The following is a 15,338-nucleotide window of genomic DNA, read 5'->3' as shown; positions in this document are numbered from 1 at the left end:
ATTTATTTGTACCAGTCTTAGCAACTGCATCGAAAAAGTCGGTGGTCTTAACTTTCCCCTTTTGCACATCTTGTAGAAGCTGCGTGGCGGACATGTGCATGGTCTTAGCCACCGCTGAGATACCAGCGGGTGCTTGTTCCATCATAAGTTTTAAGTCCTGCCATTGAATCATCGGCTTAGCGGCCATCTGTGTACCTTGTTGCGATAAGGTTTTCATGGCTTGGACTGGGTCTTGCGCAGAAGCTGCTAAACCACCAAACCCTTTAACTAATTGCCCTGTGTTTTTAACACCGGTTGCTCTTAGTTGGGAATAAGTGGAAGCCATATCAGACGAGCTATAAATGGTAGCCTGGGCGTATTGTTGCATATCCTTTTTAGCGGAAGTTATCTCTTTTTGTGAGGCTCCAAACATCCGCATATTGCCATCAAAGGTCTGCCAGGCTTTACTACTTTCGTTCAATTCATGGATTAGTGAGCCGGCTTCGCCTGTTAGCATCCCAATACCCTTAGAAATACCACCGCTAATAATGTTTGCTCCTACCATTGTTCTTAAAAGAGAATTTGAGCGCTCTAAAGAGCCGTTGAACTCATTAAACTTACCAGTAGGAGGCGAGATATTTCCGCCAAAGTGAAGGGAATTTTTTAGTTTTCCCACCGAACTAATACCTTTATTGATTGAGTTACTAAATCTCGCTAGGGGGTCTGAGAAACCATCCCCAATTTTTAAGTAACTTGTTAAAGTTGCCATAATTTCACCCCCTTTCTAGTTGATTTAATAATATGTATTAAAAAAGCGGGCCAATTACTTGGCTCGCCTTTTTGCTTCTTTTTCTTGCTTCTTTTCTTGCTTAGTTCTTATATCAATACCGGCAATCACTACCGCTTTTTCATGCTCGGTTAACCCAGCCCATTGGCTCGGTGTCCAGTAGTAGTTGTTCATAGCGTAGAAAAAATACTCAAAATCAGCATTTTTTCCACTATCGGTTATTTTTTTACATCGTCCACCATTTCATCGGCAGATTCAAAACCACTTACTTCTTGAATTTCTTGAACTAAGTCCGCATATTCTCCGGCTAATAACATGCTATTTAAAGTACCCATTGGGTCTCCAATAGTGCCATATGAGTTTTGTAATTCTTCATTAGTTAAATCTGGCACTAATAGGGCTTTTTGTACCATTTTGTTATTTAACATTTCTTGGTCGGTGTTTTTCATAACTTGTCCGGTACGTCTATCACGCTTAGTAGTTGAGCAATCTTTTTGTAATTGATTCAACTCTTTAGTATTGATAGCTCTGATTTTGAAAGGAGTTTTAAAACGATCAAATCTCACTTCCTTTGCTTCGGGTTGCTTAACATTTTGTGCTAAAAAGTCATTTACTGTAACGTTTTGGTTTTCTTCTTCAGTCATAATATATAATCTCCTAAAATTAATTTATTTTTTATTGTTTGCCACTAAATGCTTGTACTAAGTGGGCATCATCAAATGTAAAATCACTTTCAAACTCGATTAATCCATCATCTGATTCTAAATCAGCAATGGGGATATCATCTAAAGATACCTCATCAATTTCTACAACTTGATTACCTTGATTTTCATTTCCATATAATGTTGGAATTGCCGAAAATCGGGAATCTTGACCGGATCTAATAATTCCTAGTTCAGTTTTTAGCAATTCAGAATCAATTACATAACCACCCATTGAACCGGTTCCTTCGGCAGATGTAGCTTTATGCTTTTTCATAAAAGAACCTAATGTTTGGACGGTTTCCTTCTTCTTTTCGACTTTTGCCTTAAACTTGGTACATTGTATTAAAGGATATACATGACCATCACGTCTAAGAACGATTTTGGCAGACTTAGTAGACAAGGGAGCTTGTCCATCCATAAATTCACTAATTTGGTCTGACATGTTTTACACTCCTATCTAGTTACTTTGATTGTGTTATAAAGTTTTTCCATTGAATCTAAAGGCGTAATTGAGTATTCCATAGTAATTGAATCATCACTATTACCCTTAGCAATCTTTAGGTCATCAGTATCGAACTTGTCGATAATGTTATTATTGGCCAAACCTGTAAAGTATTGAATGCGTTCGCCTTTTAAGATGTTTCTTCCTGCTTCATTGTTGGTAACTTTTCCAATGAATTGGGTTTCAAATACTTTTTCAGTATTGTTAGCAATTTCATCGAGAACTCGTAACTCACGGTTCTTATGGAACTGGTAACTTTTGGTATCAGTAAAAGTAACTAAATTATTGATATCAATTTCAATTCCTACACTTCCATCCCTGCGATCAGTAAAAACAATGTGGCCATTATCGATAGCTCTGATAATGGCTTCGTTGCTAAGGGCTGGATATGATTGTTTAGCACCGTCATATTTTTGGTAGGTAAGTGATTGGTTTAAAGGCACACTAGCAGATTGACCAGCAAAATAAGCGGCTGCTACTGTTGGCGTGATAATGGTTTCATCTTCCATAATCACACCATTTTCCACTACTGAGACGGCTTCATAGTCGTAGTTAGTACCGGAATAAGGAACTACCGCAGTAATTTTATAACCTTGCTTGTCTCGCAAGTCTTTGACCATTTCAACCAGTAAGCTATGGATGTTGCTTTTATCATCAATTCCGGAAGTAGTAACCACATTAAAGCGTTGTTTTTGCATAGCATCTCCTAAAAGGTTCATTTGAGTAGATGAATCTTTATCTTGGGATGTTCCGCCTTGTAATTTAACGCTTCTTTGGCCAGTAAAGCCTTTTAACTTATCTTTGTTAGCATCAATCAATGAGAAGTCTACAAAATCGTTATTTTCAACTCTATCGGGTTGATCCATACTAATAGCTTGAGTATCGACCACATCAAAGCCAAAAATGGTTTTGATAATCACTTTACTGTTATCAACGGCATCTTGGATAAGGTCAATAGTGATATTGTTACCCTTTTCTCCGTTGTACTTAGCAGTAATAGTCCAGGGCAAAGCATTATCACTCACGCTGGCCTTATTTCCTTGGTTAGAATTGATTAAAAGGAGTTTGGTAGCCCCTTTTAGCGCTTCTTTGATAGTTAATAGGGATGGATCATCGTTTTTAACACCTAAAACTGATTGAAAATCAGAATTGGTAGCTAATTCAATTACTCCATTATTCCCCCAACCATACTTAACACCGTTCATAAGTAAGACAACGCCACGGTCATTATCATCCGCTGTGGGTTTATCCGAAACGGTATTAATATATGCCCCTGGGCGCTTTTTATTTTGAATTTTGAAAATTCCACCGGCCATTAATTATCGCCCCTTTCAAATTTATTAATTGCTTCTCTAGCCTCATCTTGTGAGTATTGGCTGCCATCTTCTAAAGCAATTTTTAAGATATTTCTATCAACAAAATTAAAAAGACCACTTTCAATCAAGTAGTCTTTATCATATCTAGCAACATTTGCATTTACTGGTGTAAAGCCACCATCTCCAACATGTTGAGTATTATTTTCATCTTCCATAAGATGCCTCCTAGTTAGCTAAATTTTTCATTTTTGTACCTTCTTTATTAGGATTAACCCACCCGTAAATATCAAAAGTGAATACTAAAGCATCATCTGATTTAGTAAACTCTCGATTATGCACGGTATAGTCTTGTAAATCTAAAAAATTAAAGGTTAAGTCTAATTCAGTTGATTCAATATCATCGTTTACATGATTGGGCCGTGGAAAATAAATCACTTGGCAACTATAAACGATGTTATAAACCTTATTAAGTAGCGGTTTACTCTTAATACTGGATGAGGGTACAAAAAAAGCAGGTTCTTCAAAGCCTGCCTTCACATTTTCTCTATAAATAGTGATATTCTCTCCGAAAATATCGACTAACTTGCTATTTATTAATTCTAGTAATATATATCATCCCCCCAATAGTTTGCTTAAGTAGCCATCGAGTTCTTTGTGCATAGTTTTATTGAGCTTGTTTTCCTCAGTCATTGCTAAGGACTTTTTGGCCATGAACTGACCTTCAACCCAGTTCTTACCGTTAACGGTACGGTGGCCATTTTCAACAAAACTAGCATAATTAACATCGTTACTAATTTTTACTACGATTTCATCATTAACATAGCGAACGTCCGACCTTGACCAACCACGCTTTAAAGTTCCGGTCTTGGTTGGGGTCATTTTCACTACGTTTCTAAATGTGTAGTTAGCAACGATATTCATTCGATTAGTGGCCTTTTTAAGCATCCCTTTGGTTTTGACTTCGTCTCCAACCCTTTTAGCAAAGTCTTGGAATTGTTTATCGCTAATATCTCCAAATTCACTCACTAAATATCACGCTTTCTCATCATAAATCAAGGCTACTTCTTGATGAGTAGAATAATTACTATAACCACCACTAGCACGTTGATAAGTGGCTTTATTGCCGTTTACATCAGTTATCACGATATTTACACCCTTAGGGATGTTAATACCGTTTCTGATAAGCAATAGAGCATTATACCTAACTTCATCATAAAAGGATTGATTACCAGGAGATAATGATTTTTTAACCACTCGACAAGGCTCATCTTTGACCAGGTCATATTCAACATTAGTAGTTATATGCCTATCATCAACTGCCTTTTTAACGCCTTTAATGGTTGCTCTATTATCCCATATAGAACTAACCACGTTACGATTACCGAATATCATGACCAGGGCAACTTTCTAAAGTTGTTTAGGATAGGGATGTAATTATCAGTAATTGTATTAGCAGTTTGGAGTCCTTGATAAATCTCTCCTGGAGTTTTATAGCTATAACTTACATCGCCTTCGGTAAGACTTTGTAAATTAGCACTATTTTGTTGTTGTGAAGGCAAGCATTGATGGGTATCTAAATACTGAGTAACTAAACCCGTTAAGGTGCCATCTAGTTTTTCTGGGATATCGTTCAGATCAATATTTAGATAGTTAGCAGTATCTTGGGCCACTTTATTAATGACAAAGCTAAGAACTTTTTTAGTGTTCTCATCTTCTAGGTCTTTATCGGTCATGAAAAGCATTACTTGGTTTTGAATACTGCTCTTACGAGTAAACTCTTGCATCTAATCAGCTCCTATGATTGTTTGCCTTGTCCTTGTCCACCAGGATTAGGCTTAGAACCTTCACGATCAGTAATTGCTACTGAGTACGCACTAGCCTTGTTATCTAGCATAAATACATCACTTAAGCTATTTTCGTAGTATAAGTAGTTACCATTAGTTAATGGTGCTGGTTCTTGAATACCGGCGTAAGAATAAGTTTGAGGTGCTAGTTGCGCACCATTTACGATCATAAACATTTGAATCTGTTTAGAACCGTCTTTATCTTTAGCCCCATTAGAAAAGTCAAAATCAGTACGCATTAAGTGGGATGGAACTACCACGATAGTTACATCATCAATAGAGTAAATTGAACGATCAATTTTGCCATTACCATTAATATTAGCAGCACGATTAGCAAAATCAGCAGTTTTAAGCATTTTATTAACTTGTGGAGTAACGTATAGCATTCTAGTACCAGTAACGCTAGATTCATCCATTTGTGTCATCATATCGTCAAATACTGATAATACATTGGTTTCATCTAAAGCCTTGTTATAAATGCCATCATTAGCATCTTTTAGTTCGCCTTTAGCAACTTTTGCATTGTTTACTCTTTGCTTTTCTTTAAATAAAGTTGAGTACATGTAGCAATCTTGCTCTTTAACAACATCTTGGGCATTGTGTAAATCTGTAATTTTAGCAATGGTTACAATAGTATCTGTTCCCTTAACATTTGTAGGGTCAACAACAGTTTTCCATTGTCGAGCGAATCTAACAGTCTTATCTTCCCAGTCATTAGAATAATCAGCAATTTCTCCCAATCCTAAATCGTTGGTATTTCTAAAAGTACTACCTCCTTTTACTGATAATGTAGGAATCTTTACATGTAGTCCTTTCCATTCAACCATGTTGTTACTAGGAGAACGCCATAAAGCATCACTTGTTCGCTTTGGAAAGTACTTTTGGTCTACTACACTTCCATATTCTACGGAAAAATTAACATTAATATCTTCAATACTCATCAAAAAAATCCTTTCTATTTATCATTATTTAACCCAAAGGCTTCTTTAAATGCTTCCATTTTGGTAGCTCCACTACCTTCTCCACCTTGTGGGTTATATCTAGTATCAGTTCCCTTATCGAATAAAAAGGCGTTGTTTTCGTCTTTTTGAATTGTTTCCATTTGATTATCTAAGCCGGTCAAATTACCGTCTTTGTCAAGTTCAATAGAATCCATATCCAATAGGGGCTTGATAGTTTTGTTATTTCTTACTTTGTAATCAGATAGCTTAGAATCGATAGCATGATTCAACTTCATTTTGCTAATCTCATCATTTTTAGATTGCTTAAGGTTGTCATTATCCTTTCTTAATGACTTGATTTCATCATGAAGCTGGTCGTTATCTTTAACCTTCCCTTGTAATGCCTTAAGGTCTTTATCATTCTTAGTGATTTGTTCATTTAAAGAAGAGTTTTGAGCCTTAAGTTCGTCATAATCGGAATACTGACCTTTGATTTCATTGATACTTTGGCCATGCAACTTCATAACTGCATTAATGGATGAATCATCTAAACCTAAATCTTTTAAATCTGATCTTTTCATGTGTGTACACACCTTTCTCGCTACTTTTACGAGTGGCGAACTCGATTAGGGTATAAAAAAGAACCTTTTAACGACTTGTTCGGGTCGGACAACATTACACATGTTATTTGTGAGTAATAACATGTTAAGATTGCCTTTGCATTAGTAAACTAAATCAAAGCGCTACTTGATACATGTTATTTTTGAATAAACATAAAAAATAACATGTGCTTATAATTAAGCAGCTTTATTAAGCCATTCATCGAAAGTCATATCATCGATAATTTTTCCATCAGCCCAACGTTTTTCTTCCCCTGGAGATTCTTCAAGGTATGGAATTGTGGTGCAACGACAATAAGCATGTAAAAGCGGATAATTTAATCCTGGTTGTCGTTCGGACAGTTTAAATACTTTTCCATCCATATGAGCGCATCTATCACAAGTGCTACGCTCAAAGGTAGCAAGATACTGATATTTTTCGACTGATTGATTTTTATAAGCTAGTGCTGAGCCTTCTTCTTGTGCATGCCCTAGCTCACTAACAACCAACCTATGAATATGTTTGCTTTTAACGTCTGAGAAACGCTGTCTAAACTCACGCTCGATATCTTGGTACGATGATCCTGTTAGTGTTTGTCTCAACATGCTATCCATAAGTTGACTAGGTAGTTCTTCTACATAATTTCCCCAAATTCTCTGGCTAAAGTTTTCATTATTCTTAGCCCAGGGATTAGATATAATATGCCTTAATTTATCAGTATTTAAAGTAGCAAAGTTTACTTCAAAGTGGCCTCGATAGTCTTGAATGTTATAACTATCATGAAGATAAGTGTTGTTAAACTGATTAACTAGCTCATCTTCCATTTTTAGCTGTTCAACACTAAATAAATCTTTAGCCTCTGCTTTGAATTGACTTTCTAACTGCTTTAATCGAGCAATCTGCGACTTAAAATACTCGCTATCAAGTTGTTTATTATAACCGCCCTTGATAGCTTTTTCTTTAAATTGAGCTAAAGTCATTTCAAAATGTTTTAATTCGATGCCGTCAAGCATCTTAACAGTTTCATCCCTGGGAATACCTAAATCATCAGAAAAACGCTTATACCATTGCTTAATGTCTTGTTCATAGATAGCAAGTAATTGGTCTAAGCGTTTATTTAATGCAATTTCATATTCCTGGCCCGACTTTATGCTTAATGCTTTTTCTTGTATGAATCGTCTAAGCCAATACTTCTCATTTTTCATAACTATTTATCCTGGGAGTACTTATCAATTTCTTGTTGATTCCCGAAACCATCAGAGTTAACAATATCGTCCTTTTGATTTTCAAGTTCAATATCTGGGTCTTCTACAAAGGGGTTAGCGCTTGCAAGAGCCTTTTTAGATGTAAAGTCTTTAACGTTGTTTAACGCTTGCGCAACTTCTAAGTCGTCTTGGATAGCGGTACGTGTCCACTTTTGCGAAATATTACGGTTTTGATAGTTAGGGATGCCTGCATTTTGCATAATTGCTCGAATTAGCTTTGCTAAAGCAGGTCGAAAGTACTTCTCAGTAGTAGTAGCTTTTAGCTCTAAACTAGCATATATGCCCTTGATTGCTTTACCACTCAATGCTCCATTATCCATAAACTTTTGTGGGTCAATACCTTGCCCTTCATCGAAAATCTTTTGCCTGGATACATTTAGCATAATATTTCTAGCTTCGGTAGGAATTTCAATATTTAAGGTATCTACACCTGTATCATTACCCCCACCTGGTGTTGGATCAATCGGAATAGCCTTGTCTTTTTTTATCATATCCCATAATCCGGATATCGATTCGCCACCATAGCCTTTTAAAATTAGGATGGTTTGTTGAATATCATCTAGGTCATTGGCAAAACCATTATAAACTTTGTCATAAATATCGATTGAGCCTTTATATTTTTGTAGTTCGGGCTTATCCTTTATATTCTTACTAAACTTAATAAATGGCACATCGCCCCAGTTATGCTCATATACGTGGCCTTGACCGATAACGTCATTAGTAGCATTATCGACAATATCAAACATATCGTAATAGTCTAAGCCGTCATTGTTTTTAACAAAAGTTGTACATGTATTAGCATCCCAATACTCAATAATAGTATCGTAGTCGCCAGTATTAGTATTTAATTGTTTATATATACGTTCTACGGCCTTTAATTGAGTTTCTAAGCTATCCGCATACATGGGAAACAATTCATCGGGCGGAACTACCGCATAATGAAAGACGTTATTACTATCGGTCCAATAATGTAACCAACCATAACCAGCATTAGATGAATCTACAATCAGTTGATTTAAGGCAAGAGAAAAATCATCCCCTAGAACTTCTTTAATCTTGGTATTGTAGTCATCATCCCCAACGTCAATTATTGGGTCTTTGGTAGCTATATAGCCTGCCTCTTGGTCAACTAGGATTTGATGAAAATTACTAGATGAGCGATTATCAGCATGCCTTAATAAATCTTTTTGGGATGCTAGGGCGTTAGAATCTTTACTATTAAATGCTATCATTTCTTGTAAGGCGCTGGTTTGTGTACCGTTTACTATATCGTTCTTATTCATATAGTAACTTTCGGAGTGCTTATACTCTTGCCTATTATGAACTAAAGTAGGCATAGTGTTGGATAGCATTTTTTGCATAACTTCAACGCTTATCGTTTCCATTTTCTAAATCCTCCTTTACGGGATAATCTTTCGCAACTATACCTAGTTGCATCTATACTATGATCGTTACCATCTGGATAGATGGCTTTAAGGTTACCGTTCTTATCTCTTTCTAGTTCATAAGTTGTGAACTCTCTAGCGGTATTAGGGCAACGCTCTGGATCAATGACAATTTTTCTTCTATCTTGTAGCCATTTAAAACCCTGGTTACGACTATCAGCACCCTTAACGGCAGGCGATAAATTCAAACCTAGTCCGGATTTACCTAGTTCGGCAATAGTTCTAGGCTCAGCACTATCACAAGTTATCAAGCCGTTGTTAGGGTTTAGTTTCTTAATAGCATCTACTGCATTGCGATTAGACATCCCTACTTTATAAATCTCTCTATAAAAGTACATAGTTCGATATTTTGCATTATAGTAAAGTTCTACATAAGCAAGTGGGTCGCTGGCGAAACCAAAATCAAGACCACGATAAATCGTATCAAAGTGAGATATTTCTTCATCAGTGATTTTCCTTAGTTCTACATTAGTAAAGACTTCTGCTCCGGTACCGGTAACTTTTCCTAGATACTCATGTTCATAGGCTCTAGGATTATCTTTCTTTAGTTGCTCAGCATCGGCGATAAATTCTTTACCTAGCCATTCTGGTGGAACAGTTAGATAAGTAGATTCATCCACTAAGGTATCATCTCTAACACCTTCATGGCTTGCTGCTTGATTGGTCCAATTATTAACACTAGCGGGCGGATTATAACTATAAAAGGTAGTTATATCACTACCACCACGATTAAGTGACTGATTAATTGATCTAATCTCCTCATAGCTTTTAAATTCGGCCACTTCTTCAAAGTGTTTATATTTTGTGTAACCACGTCTAAACTTCTGAGATTTAACTTTTTCGGGCTTATCAGCACCCTTAAAACGTATCTGCTGGCCAGTAGGAAGGTAAGTTAAGGTTAGTGGACTAACGCTATCTTGCCAAAAATCACTCACTCCTAGTTGGTCAATCGCCCAAAGGTACTGGTCAAAAACAGATTCCCGCAAAGTATTAGCAACTTTACGCAGTACAACCGCATTAGCATTAGGGTCGTTTATCATCCCTAGAATAATTTCAACCGAAATAAAAGAGGACTTGGTACTACCACGTCCTCCTTTTAGCCAATAATTGGCATGATTATTATGTTTTATATCTAAATGTACGTTGTGGAAGTTAGGAGCTATTAGACTGGATATTTTAGGCATTGTCGCTCTCCTCCACATCGTCAATTATCTTGACTGGGGAGTTGATGTTAGTATTAACAATCTTCGGATCTCTCCATATACCTCGATAACGTCCAATCATATCCCCAGCTTTCATTCTATCCTTTAGAGACGGCATTGTGATATAAGTACCACCAGCCGTGGCCACTTCTTCGTATTCTTCGCCGTGCAATATGCGAGTATATAACTGCATAATATCCTTTTCACTTGCTATATCCTCATCTTGCATAGCCTTAACATGTTGTTTCATTTTGGCCTGGATATCTTTCTTTTGCAAGAGTTGGGATGCTTTAGTACGAGCAGTTTTAGGAGAGTAGCCAGCAATAATAGCAGCTTTAGTCCCGTTCTTTGTTTTTAAATAAGCATCAACAAACTTCTCATAACGCATCTCAGTAGCAATAGATGTAATAACTAACACCTCCCTTCGTTTATGTAATAAAGAAGATGATTCTTTTTAAACCATCTTCTTAGCTATTTCATATATTACTGGTACAGTTACAGCGTTACCTGCTTGTTTATAAAGCTGACTATCAGAGTTAATATCCTTGGCTTTATTAAAAGCATAATCAGGGAATCCTTGCAATCTCCAGCACTCTTTAGGGGTTAATTTCCTTATCTTATATTTAGGTAATACAACAGCATAACTATTGCCCGATGATAGTACTGTATTAGATCTATGTTTGCCAACCCTACCACGCCTATTAGTGTTATTAGGATAGTTGATGTTAATTGTATCTCCAATACTAGCTAAATCGTAGCCTTTTTTAGTGTTTTGCATTACCTTAACCTTGTCATAATGCCATTGCATCAACTTATTATATTTTGTATATTTCAAGGGCATAGCAACCTTTGGAGTTAAGCCACCGCCTTGCATACAATTTAATGTATTGCATATACTGTTTACTTTCAAAACACAATTTCTACTTCCATATTTTCCGTGCTTTCTAGGATCATAAAAATATTGTATTTTTTTACGGTTACTAACGGCAACTTTTTGGGGATGCTTATAGTCGGTAGCAGTTAATGTTTTAGAAATTCCAAGAGAACTAATAACATCAGCGCTTTTATATCCGGTCCTAGAAGCATTAGCCATAACCTTTATTTTCCTGCTAGAATCTTTTGTGTTTTTTCTTGTGATAGGAAATACTTTTGTGGTACTTCTGCCTCTAAGATGTCCAATAATAAAGATTCTTTCCCTGTGTTGAGGCACGACTTCTGAACTGTCGAGAACTGACCACTCTGCATCATACCCTCTTTTGTCCATTTCAACGAGGAGCTTAGCAAAGTCCAGTCCTCGATTGATGCTAAGCAAGTTTTTAACGTTTTCAATGAATAAGTACTTGGGTTTATCTTTCTCTTGGAGTTCGTCAATAAGTCCCATAACTGTGAAAAACAAAGAGCTTCGTTTTCCTTCTGTAAATCCTTTTTGCTTTCCTGCCATGCTAATGTCTTGGCATGGGAATCCAAAGTTCCAGCAGTCTGCTTTTGGTAGTTCTCTTGATTCAATTTGTGTAACGTCATTAGCGTTCCAAACTCCTTCATTATTGTGTATATTTTTGTAACTTTTGCGTGCAAACTTATCAATTTCAATCCAACCCACGCATTCATGACCAGCTTTTTCCATGCCCAATCTCATGCCACCAATACCGGCAAACATATCAATAAATTTAATAGCTTTCATCTCCTTATAGCAAAAAAACATTCTAAATAAATAGAATGTTTTTTATCGTTTATAAAATGTCTTATCCAAAATTGATTTTGTCTAGCATATTCTCAGTTGATTCACGATCCAACCCTAGATATTTCAAAGTCATAGCTTGGGATGAGTGATTTAGCAAGCTCATAACCAAACTGATATTATAGTTAGACTGTACATAAACCCGATAAGCACCGGTTTTCCTCATGGTATGAGTGCCTAAGTAGTTAATTCCTAATAGTTCCCCTACTCTGTGCATGATTAAATAGAAATTTCTCTCATCAATATGCTTATCTTCTTCGTTAGGGAATAACCATTTAGTATTAACTTGCCTATTATTCAACCATTGAACATACAATTTTAAATCTTTTTGAATGTTTTTAATATCTAAATCTTCATATTTACCCGTTTTAGAGCTTTTAAAGTGAAAAGATGTTTTTACATTACCTTCATTATCCAAAATATCACTAATTTTAATTTTTAGAATATCTTTAACGCATAATTCGGTATTATCAAGTAATTTAATAATGGTGCTACCTTTAGGGTTCTCGTTAAAGGATGGATTAACTAAGGTTACGGTATGAATATGATCCTTAATTTCATCACTTAAATCTTTGCTAACGATATGCTTATCATTTCGAGAACTAGGGAATAGCCATTGTGAGTTTATATTATTTTCTAGTAGCCATTGTTGATAGTCTTTTAAATCTTGAACTAATGGCTTTAAATATAAAACGTTAGCTTTGCCTGTTTTCTTGTCATGAATGTAAGCATCACGTTTAATGTTGCCCTTATCATCAAACACATCTGAGTATTTTAATCTAAGCACATCACTAACTCGTAATAAAGTAGCTTTTCCAACTTGGAAAATTGTGTAGTTTCTAATTCCTAATTTGAAATTATTAAGTAGTGTGTTTTGCACTTGTTGTAAAACGATAGAATCTTTAATTGGATATACGACTTGCCTCATTATTATTCCTCCTATGTACACATGTTATTTATTGATAAATACRAATAATAACATGTTGTATATACAGTATATAATAAAGTTGTTGTTAAATCAACATAGTACACATGTTATTATCTAATAATAACATGTGTACATTATTTTTAACGAGAATTTATAACAAAACGAGCGATATCATATTTTGGATCATTAATATCAACCTCTACACTTTTGTTTGTAAAATTGTTGATTGTGGCATTAGCGTAAAACTTTTCTTTAAAAGCATCAGATACTCGCTCTAAATTTAAAGCTATTAATAATCGATTCATTAAGCGCTTAAACATGTTGCCTTTTAAAAGAATTTCTTCTTTGAATACACAATCAATCGTTAAAACGCCTTCGCCATAGCGTATATAGGCCTTATCATCGGTCATTTTTATCCTTCTTTCTAAAAAATGTTAACTTTTGCTAACAATCGCACCATTTTAATAAGAGATTTTGTCTTTATCCTTCAATGAGTAATTATCATGGAATACATCTGGCTTGCAGCATATATAGTCATTAATACCCCTTTGAATAACATAATCTCCTACGGCACAAACTAAGCTACCGTTGTTATTATGAACGGTAAGATTGTGATTACTGTTAACGCTAAAACAATTTAGTTCCATGCTATTAACATTTTTTCTTAATGTAGAACTAAATCCGTCCCACTTAAAAGCATTAACTAAAATTGCTTTTCTTTTATACAGATTCATTTAAACTATCCTTTGTTGTTTTTTATGTTTTTTTATATAAGTTAAAGTTAAAGTAACATTAAACTATTACACTCCATAATAAAAGGGACTAGCGGTCGCAACGCCAGTCCCTAAACTTGTATGGAATAATAATACGTAACTCCAAAGAGTTATATCAATAGTTTTAACAATTAAAAATAACTGCTAATTAACACCATACATAATATAACACTTTTTAACCCCCAATGGTTCTCACTTTTACTTCAAGGCATTGATTTTCCTTTTAGCATGATAATTAGCTTGTTTATCAGCTATAATCTCATCCCTTTCGATGTAGTGATGTAACCCCAGGTTTCTCATCACATCTTTAAAGAACTTCTTACGTTCTCGATAAATACCAGGATTAGAATATCCATGATTAGCAGCAACCGCTGGTAATGTTTTAGCGTTGTACTCATCAAAATAATATTCTTTAATAACACTTATGAAAGATGGATCACACTTAGCTAATGATTTATCAATCGCTGCTTCTTGTCTTTGAAATGCGTTGATAAAATCGCAGTCATCAATTTTTAATACAATTCTTTCTGTTGGGGAGGTATTATTGCTATGACCTTGTCCGCCTCCTACGTTATCATCCCGATTAGCATTAAAAGGATACTTAATATCTTGTTTCTTTCTTTCAATGTACTCTGGTATCTTTGGATAATCTCTTAATAGTTCTTCAATAAAATTAATTGTACTTCTTTGCATTTTTAGCCCCCTAGCTAGTCTAGTGCCTTAATCTTCTTATCTCTATATAACTTATAACGGCCATTGTATAATTGACCATTTTCTAAATGATTCAATATCGACTTATAACCAATATTTATATTATTTTCTTTAAATACTTCTAACATGGTTATAGCACTCATAAAGAATAATTTATTATTAGTTTTAACGTCCTCAATAACTACATAATTAATGACTAAATGATATTTTTTAATCAATCGTCTTATATAGGTGGCAGTACATCCCAATGACTTAGCAATTTCTGGTGTACTCATCCCTTTATGAATCATGTACAAGACTTTAGGCTTAATAATTTCTTGTTTACTACGCCCATTGCTCATCTCTGATAATCTTTTAATTCTTGGGTCATTATCATCGAGTGTGGCCACACTCCCTACTTCTTGCTCTAATTTATATACCTCTGATAAAAAAGGATTAGGTTTCAATATTATCATCCCTTTTGTGTTCAAAATATGAGTTATCTAAGTTACTAGCCTTTGTTGAGGCTTTAATAGGAATTTCTTTAATAATTTTATTTTTACTATTTCGTATAACTAACTTAACAACTGGATCACTCAAATAATTATTTCTCATTAATTTTTT

Annotated in this window: 22 protein-coding genes and 2 pseudogenes; all 24 read right to left on the bottom strand. The window is 35.1% G+C overall.

The genetic code is table 11. The features are described from left to right. Positions 1–748: tape measure protein (locus C7N71_RS07370; protein WP_191982983.1), on the bottom strand; the 748-nt coding region annotated here is incomplete at its 3' end. A 54-nt stretch (positions 749–802) separates the two neighbouring features. Then, entirely contained in the window at positions 803–940 is a 138-nt protein-coding gene (locus C7N71_RS08230) for a hypothetical protein (protein WP_181399364.1), read from the bottom strand. Positions 941–984: 44 nt separating this feature from the next. Continuing rightward, positions 985–1,410 (bottom strand): phage tail assembly chaperone, encoded by a 426-nt coding sequence (locus C7N71_RS07365; RefSeq protein ID WP_105988451.1) that lies wholly within the window; start codon positions 1,408–1,410, stop codon positions 985–987. A 31-nt stretch (positions 1,411–1,441) separates the two neighbouring features. Further along, positions 1,442–1,912 carry a phage tail tube protein gene (locus C7N71_RS07360; protein WP_105988450.1) on the bottom strand — a complete coding sequence of 157 codons (471 nt, stop codon included), beginning with the start codon at positions 1,910–1,912 and terminating at the stop codon, positions 1,442–1,444. An 11-nt stretch (positions 1,913–1,923) separates the two neighbouring features. Further along, positions 1,924–3,288, bottom strand: a complete 1,365-nt coding sequence (locus C7N71_RS07355; protein WP_105988449.1) for a phage tail sheath C-terminal domain-containing protein — start codon at positions 3,286–3,288, stop codon at positions 1,924–1,926. Continuing rightward, complete coding sequence (locus C7N71_RS07350) at positions 3,288–3,503, bottom strand: hypothetical protein (protein ID WP_105988448.1); 216 nt, start codon at positions 3,501–3,503, stop codon at positions 3,288–3,290. The genes C7N71_RS07355 and C7N71_RS07350 overlap by 1 nt, the downstream gene beginning before the upstream one ends. Positions 3,504–3,513: 10 nt before the next feature. Next, positions 3,514–3,882 (bottom strand): phage tail terminator family protein, encoded by a 369-nt coding sequence (locus C7N71_RS07345; protein WP_369073431.1) that lies wholly within the window; start codon positions 3,880–3,882, stop codon positions 3,514–3,516. A gap of 18 nt (positions 3,883–3,900) precedes the next feature. Then, on the bottom strand, positions 3,901–4,314 hold the full coding sequence (locus C7N71_RS07340; RefSeq protein ID WP_105988446.1) for an HK97 gp10 family phage protein: 414 nt from the start codon (positions 4,312–4,314) through the stop codon (positions 3,901–3,903). 6 nt (positions 4,315–4,320) lie between these two features. Continuing rightward, a complete protein-coding gene (locus C7N71_RS07335) occupies positions 4,321–4,680 on the bottom strand; it encodes a hypothetical protein (RefSeq protein ID WP_105988445.1) in 360 nt (119 codons plus the stop codon). Beyond that, positions 4,677–5,072 carry a hypothetical protein gene (locus C7N71_RS07330; RefSeq protein ID WP_105988444.1) on the bottom strand — a complete coding sequence of 132 codons (396 nt, stop codon included), beginning with the start codon at positions 5,070–5,072 and terminating at the stop codon, positions 4,677–4,679. Before C7N71_RS07330 ends, C7N71_RS07335 begins: the two co-directional genes overlap by 4 nt. A gap of 11 nt (positions 5,073–5,083) precedes the next feature. Beyond that, positions 5,084–6,073: a capsid protein gene (locus tag C7N71_RS07325; protein WP_105988443.1), complete on the bottom strand. Its 990-nt coding sequence runs from the start codon at positions 6,071–6,073 to the stop codon at positions 5,084–5,086. Between the two features lie 14 nt (positions 6,074–6,087). Beyond that, on the bottom strand, positions 6,088–6,654 hold the full coding sequence (locus tag C7N71_RS07320) for a phage scaffolding protein (protein ID WP_105988442.1): 567 nt from the start codon (positions 6,652–6,654) through the stop codon (positions 6,088–6,090). Between the two features lie 216 nt (positions 6,655–6,870). After that, positions 6,871–7,686 (bottom strand): minor capsid protein, encoded by an 816-nt coding sequence (locus tag C7N71_RS07315; protein ID WP_157944387.1) that lies wholly within the window; start codon positions 7,684–7,686, stop codon positions 6,871–6,873. Positions 7,687–7,880: 194 nt separating this feature from the next. Then, positions 7,881–9,323, bottom strand: a complete 1,443-nt coding sequence (locus C7N71_RS07310) for a phage portal protein (RefSeq protein WP_105988440.1) — start codon at positions 9,321–9,323, stop codon at positions 7,881–7,883. Further along, the gene (locus C7N71_RS07305) at positions 9,311–10,567 is read right to left on the bottom strand and encodes a PBSX family phage terminase large subunit (protein ID WP_105988439.1); all 1,257 of its coding nucleotides are present in this window, start codon (positions 10,565–10,567) and stop codon (positions 9,311–9,313) included. The genes C7N71_RS07310 and C7N71_RS07305 overlap by 13 nt, the downstream gene beginning before the upstream one ends. Continuing rightward, entirely contained in the window at positions 10,560–10,973 is a 414-nt protein-coding gene (locus C7N71_RS07300; RefSeq protein ID WP_105988438.1) for a terminase small subunit, read from the bottom strand. Before C7N71_RS07300 ends, C7N71_RS07305 begins: the two co-directional genes overlap by 8 nt. 66 nt (positions 10,974–11,039) lie before the next feature. Next, a complete protein-coding gene (locus C7N71_RS07295) occupies positions 11,040–12,266 on the bottom strand; it encodes a DNA cytosine methyltransferase (RefSeq protein WP_105988437.1) in 1,227 nt (408 codons plus the stop codon). Between the two features lie 61 nt (positions 12,267–12,327). Then, a pseudogene (locus C7N71_RS07290) lies at positions 12,328–12,801 on the bottom strand (tyrosine-type recombinase/integrase); the annotation flags it as partial. A 78-nt stretch (positions 12,802–12,879) separates the two neighbouring features. Beyond that, a pseudogene (locus C7N71_RS08185) lies at positions 12,880–13,251 on the bottom strand (tyrosine-type recombinase/integrase); the annotation flags it as partial. A gap of 140 nt (positions 13,252–13,391) precedes the next feature. After that, positions 13,392–13,661, bottom strand: coding sequence for a hypothetical protein (locus tag C7N71_RS07285; protein WP_105988436.1), 270 nt, complete (start codon positions 13,659–13,661; stop codon positions 13,392–13,394). A gap of 51 nt (positions 13,662–13,712) precedes the next feature. After that, positions 13,713–13,985 (bottom strand): hypothetical protein, encoded by a 273-nt coding sequence (locus tag C7N71_RS07280; protein WP_105988435.1) that lies wholly within the window; start codon positions 13,983–13,985, stop codon positions 13,713–13,715. Positions 13,986–14,222: 237 nt separating this feature from the next. Beyond that, positions 14,223–14,717: a hypothetical protein gene (locus C7N71_RS07275; RefSeq protein ID WP_105988434.1), complete on the bottom strand. Its 495-nt coding sequence runs from the start codon at positions 14,715–14,717 to the stop codon at positions 14,223–14,225. 14 nt (positions 14,718–14,731) lie between these two features. Further along, the gene (locus C7N71_RS07270; protein WP_105988433.1) at positions 14,732–15,181 is read right to left on the bottom strand and encodes a helix-turn-helix domain-containing protein; all 450 of its coding nucleotides are present in this window, start codon (positions 15,179–15,181) and stop codon (positions 14,732–14,734) included. After that, entirely contained in the window at positions 15,171–15,329 is a 159-nt protein-coding gene (locus C7N71_RS08110; RefSeq protein ID WP_157944385.1) for a hypothetical protein, read from the bottom strand. The genes C7N71_RS07270 and C7N71_RS08110 overlap by 11 nt, the downstream gene beginning before the upstream one ends. Positions 15,330–15,338 lie beyond the last annotated feature (9 nt).

The organism is Apilactobacillus timberlakei (genome assembly GCF_002993965.1).
Lineage (GTDB): Bacteria > Bacillota > Bacilli > Lactobacillales > Lactobacillaceae > Apilactobacillus > Apilactobacillus timberlakei.
The sequence above is the reverse complement of the archived record's forward strand: the minus strand, read 5'-3'. Positions and strand labels throughout refer to the sequence as shown.

What these genes read in the sequence shown, in the direction of transcription:
- C7N71_RS08110 (WP_157944385.1), bottom strand. Translation starts at nt 15,329, where the DNA reads ATGAGAAATAATTATTTGAGTGATCCAGTTGTTAAGTTAGTTATACGA.
- C7N71_RS07335 (WP_105988445.1), bottom strand. Translation starts at nt 4,680, where the DNA reads ATGATATTCGGTAATCGTAACGTGGTTAGTTCTATATGGGATAATAGA.
- C7N71_RS07305 (WP_105988439.1), bottom strand. Translation starts at nt 10,567, where the DNA reads ATGCCTAAAATATCCAGTCTAATAGCTCCTAACTTCCACAACGTACAT.
- C7N71_RS07360 (WP_105988450.1), bottom strand. Translation starts at nt 1,912, where the DNA reads ATGTCAGACCAAATTAGTGAATTTATGGATGGACAAGCTCCCTTGTCT.
- C7N71_RS08230 (WP_181399364.1), bottom strand. Translation starts at nt 940, where the DNA reads ATGAACAACTACTACTGGACACCGAGCCAATGGGCTGGGTTAACCGAG.
- C7N71_RS07330 (WP_105988444.1), bottom strand. Translation starts at nt 5,072, where the DNA reads ATGCAAGAGTTTACTCGTAAGAGCAGTATTCAAAACCAAGTAATGCTT.
- C7N71_RS07325 (WP_105988443.1), bottom strand. Translation starts at nt 6,073, where the DNA reads ATGAGTATTGAAGATATTAATGTTAATTTTTCCGTAGAATATGGAAGT.
- C7N71_RS07295 (WP_105988437.1), bottom strand. Translation starts at nt 12,266, where the DNA reads ATGAAAGCTATTAAATTTATTGATATGTTTGCCGGTATTGGTGGCATG.
- C7N71_RS07310 (WP_105988440.1), bottom strand. Translation starts at nt 9,323, where the DNA reads ATGGAAACGATAAGCGTTGAAGTTATGCAAAAAATGCTATCCAACACT.
- C7N71_RS07275 (WP_105988434.1), bottom strand. Translation starts at nt 14,717, where the DNA reads ATGCAAAGAAGTACAATTAATTTTATTGAAGAACTATTAAGAGATTAT.
- C7N71_RS07300 (WP_105988438.1), bottom strand. Translation starts at nt 10,973, where the DNA reads ATGCGTTATGAGAAGTTTGTTGATGCTTATTTAAAAACAAAGAACGGG.
- C7N71_RS07365 (WP_105988451.1), bottom strand. Translation starts at nt 1,410, where the DNA reads ATGACTGAAGAAGAAAACCAAAACGTTACAGTAAATGACTTTTTAGCA.
- C7N71_RS07280 (WP_105988435.1), bottom strand. Translation starts at nt 13,985, where the DNA reads ATGAATCTGTATAAAAGAAAAGCAATTTTAGTTAATGCTTTTAAGTGG.
- C7N71_RS07350 (WP_105988448.1), bottom strand. Translation starts at nt 3,503, where the DNA reads ATGGAAGATGAAAATAATACTCAACATGTTGGAGATGGTGGCTTTACA.
- C7N71_RS07315 (WP_157944387.1), bottom strand. Translation starts at nt 7,686, where the DNA reads ATGCTTGACGGCATCGAATTAAAACATTTTGAAATGACTTTAGCTCAA.
- C7N71_RS07320 (WP_105988442.1), bottom strand. Translation starts at nt 6,654, where the DNA reads ATGAAAAGATCAGATTTAAAAGATTTAGGTTTAGATGATTCATCCATT.
- C7N71_RS07355 (WP_105988449.1), bottom strand. Translation starts at nt 3,288, where the DNA reads ATGGCCGGTGGAATTTTCAAAATTCAAAATAAAAAGCGCCCAGGGGCA.
- C7N71_RS07285 (WP_105988436.1), bottom strand. Translation starts at nt 13,661, where the DNA reads ATGACCGATGATAAGGCCTATATACGCTATGGCGAAGGCGTTTTAACG.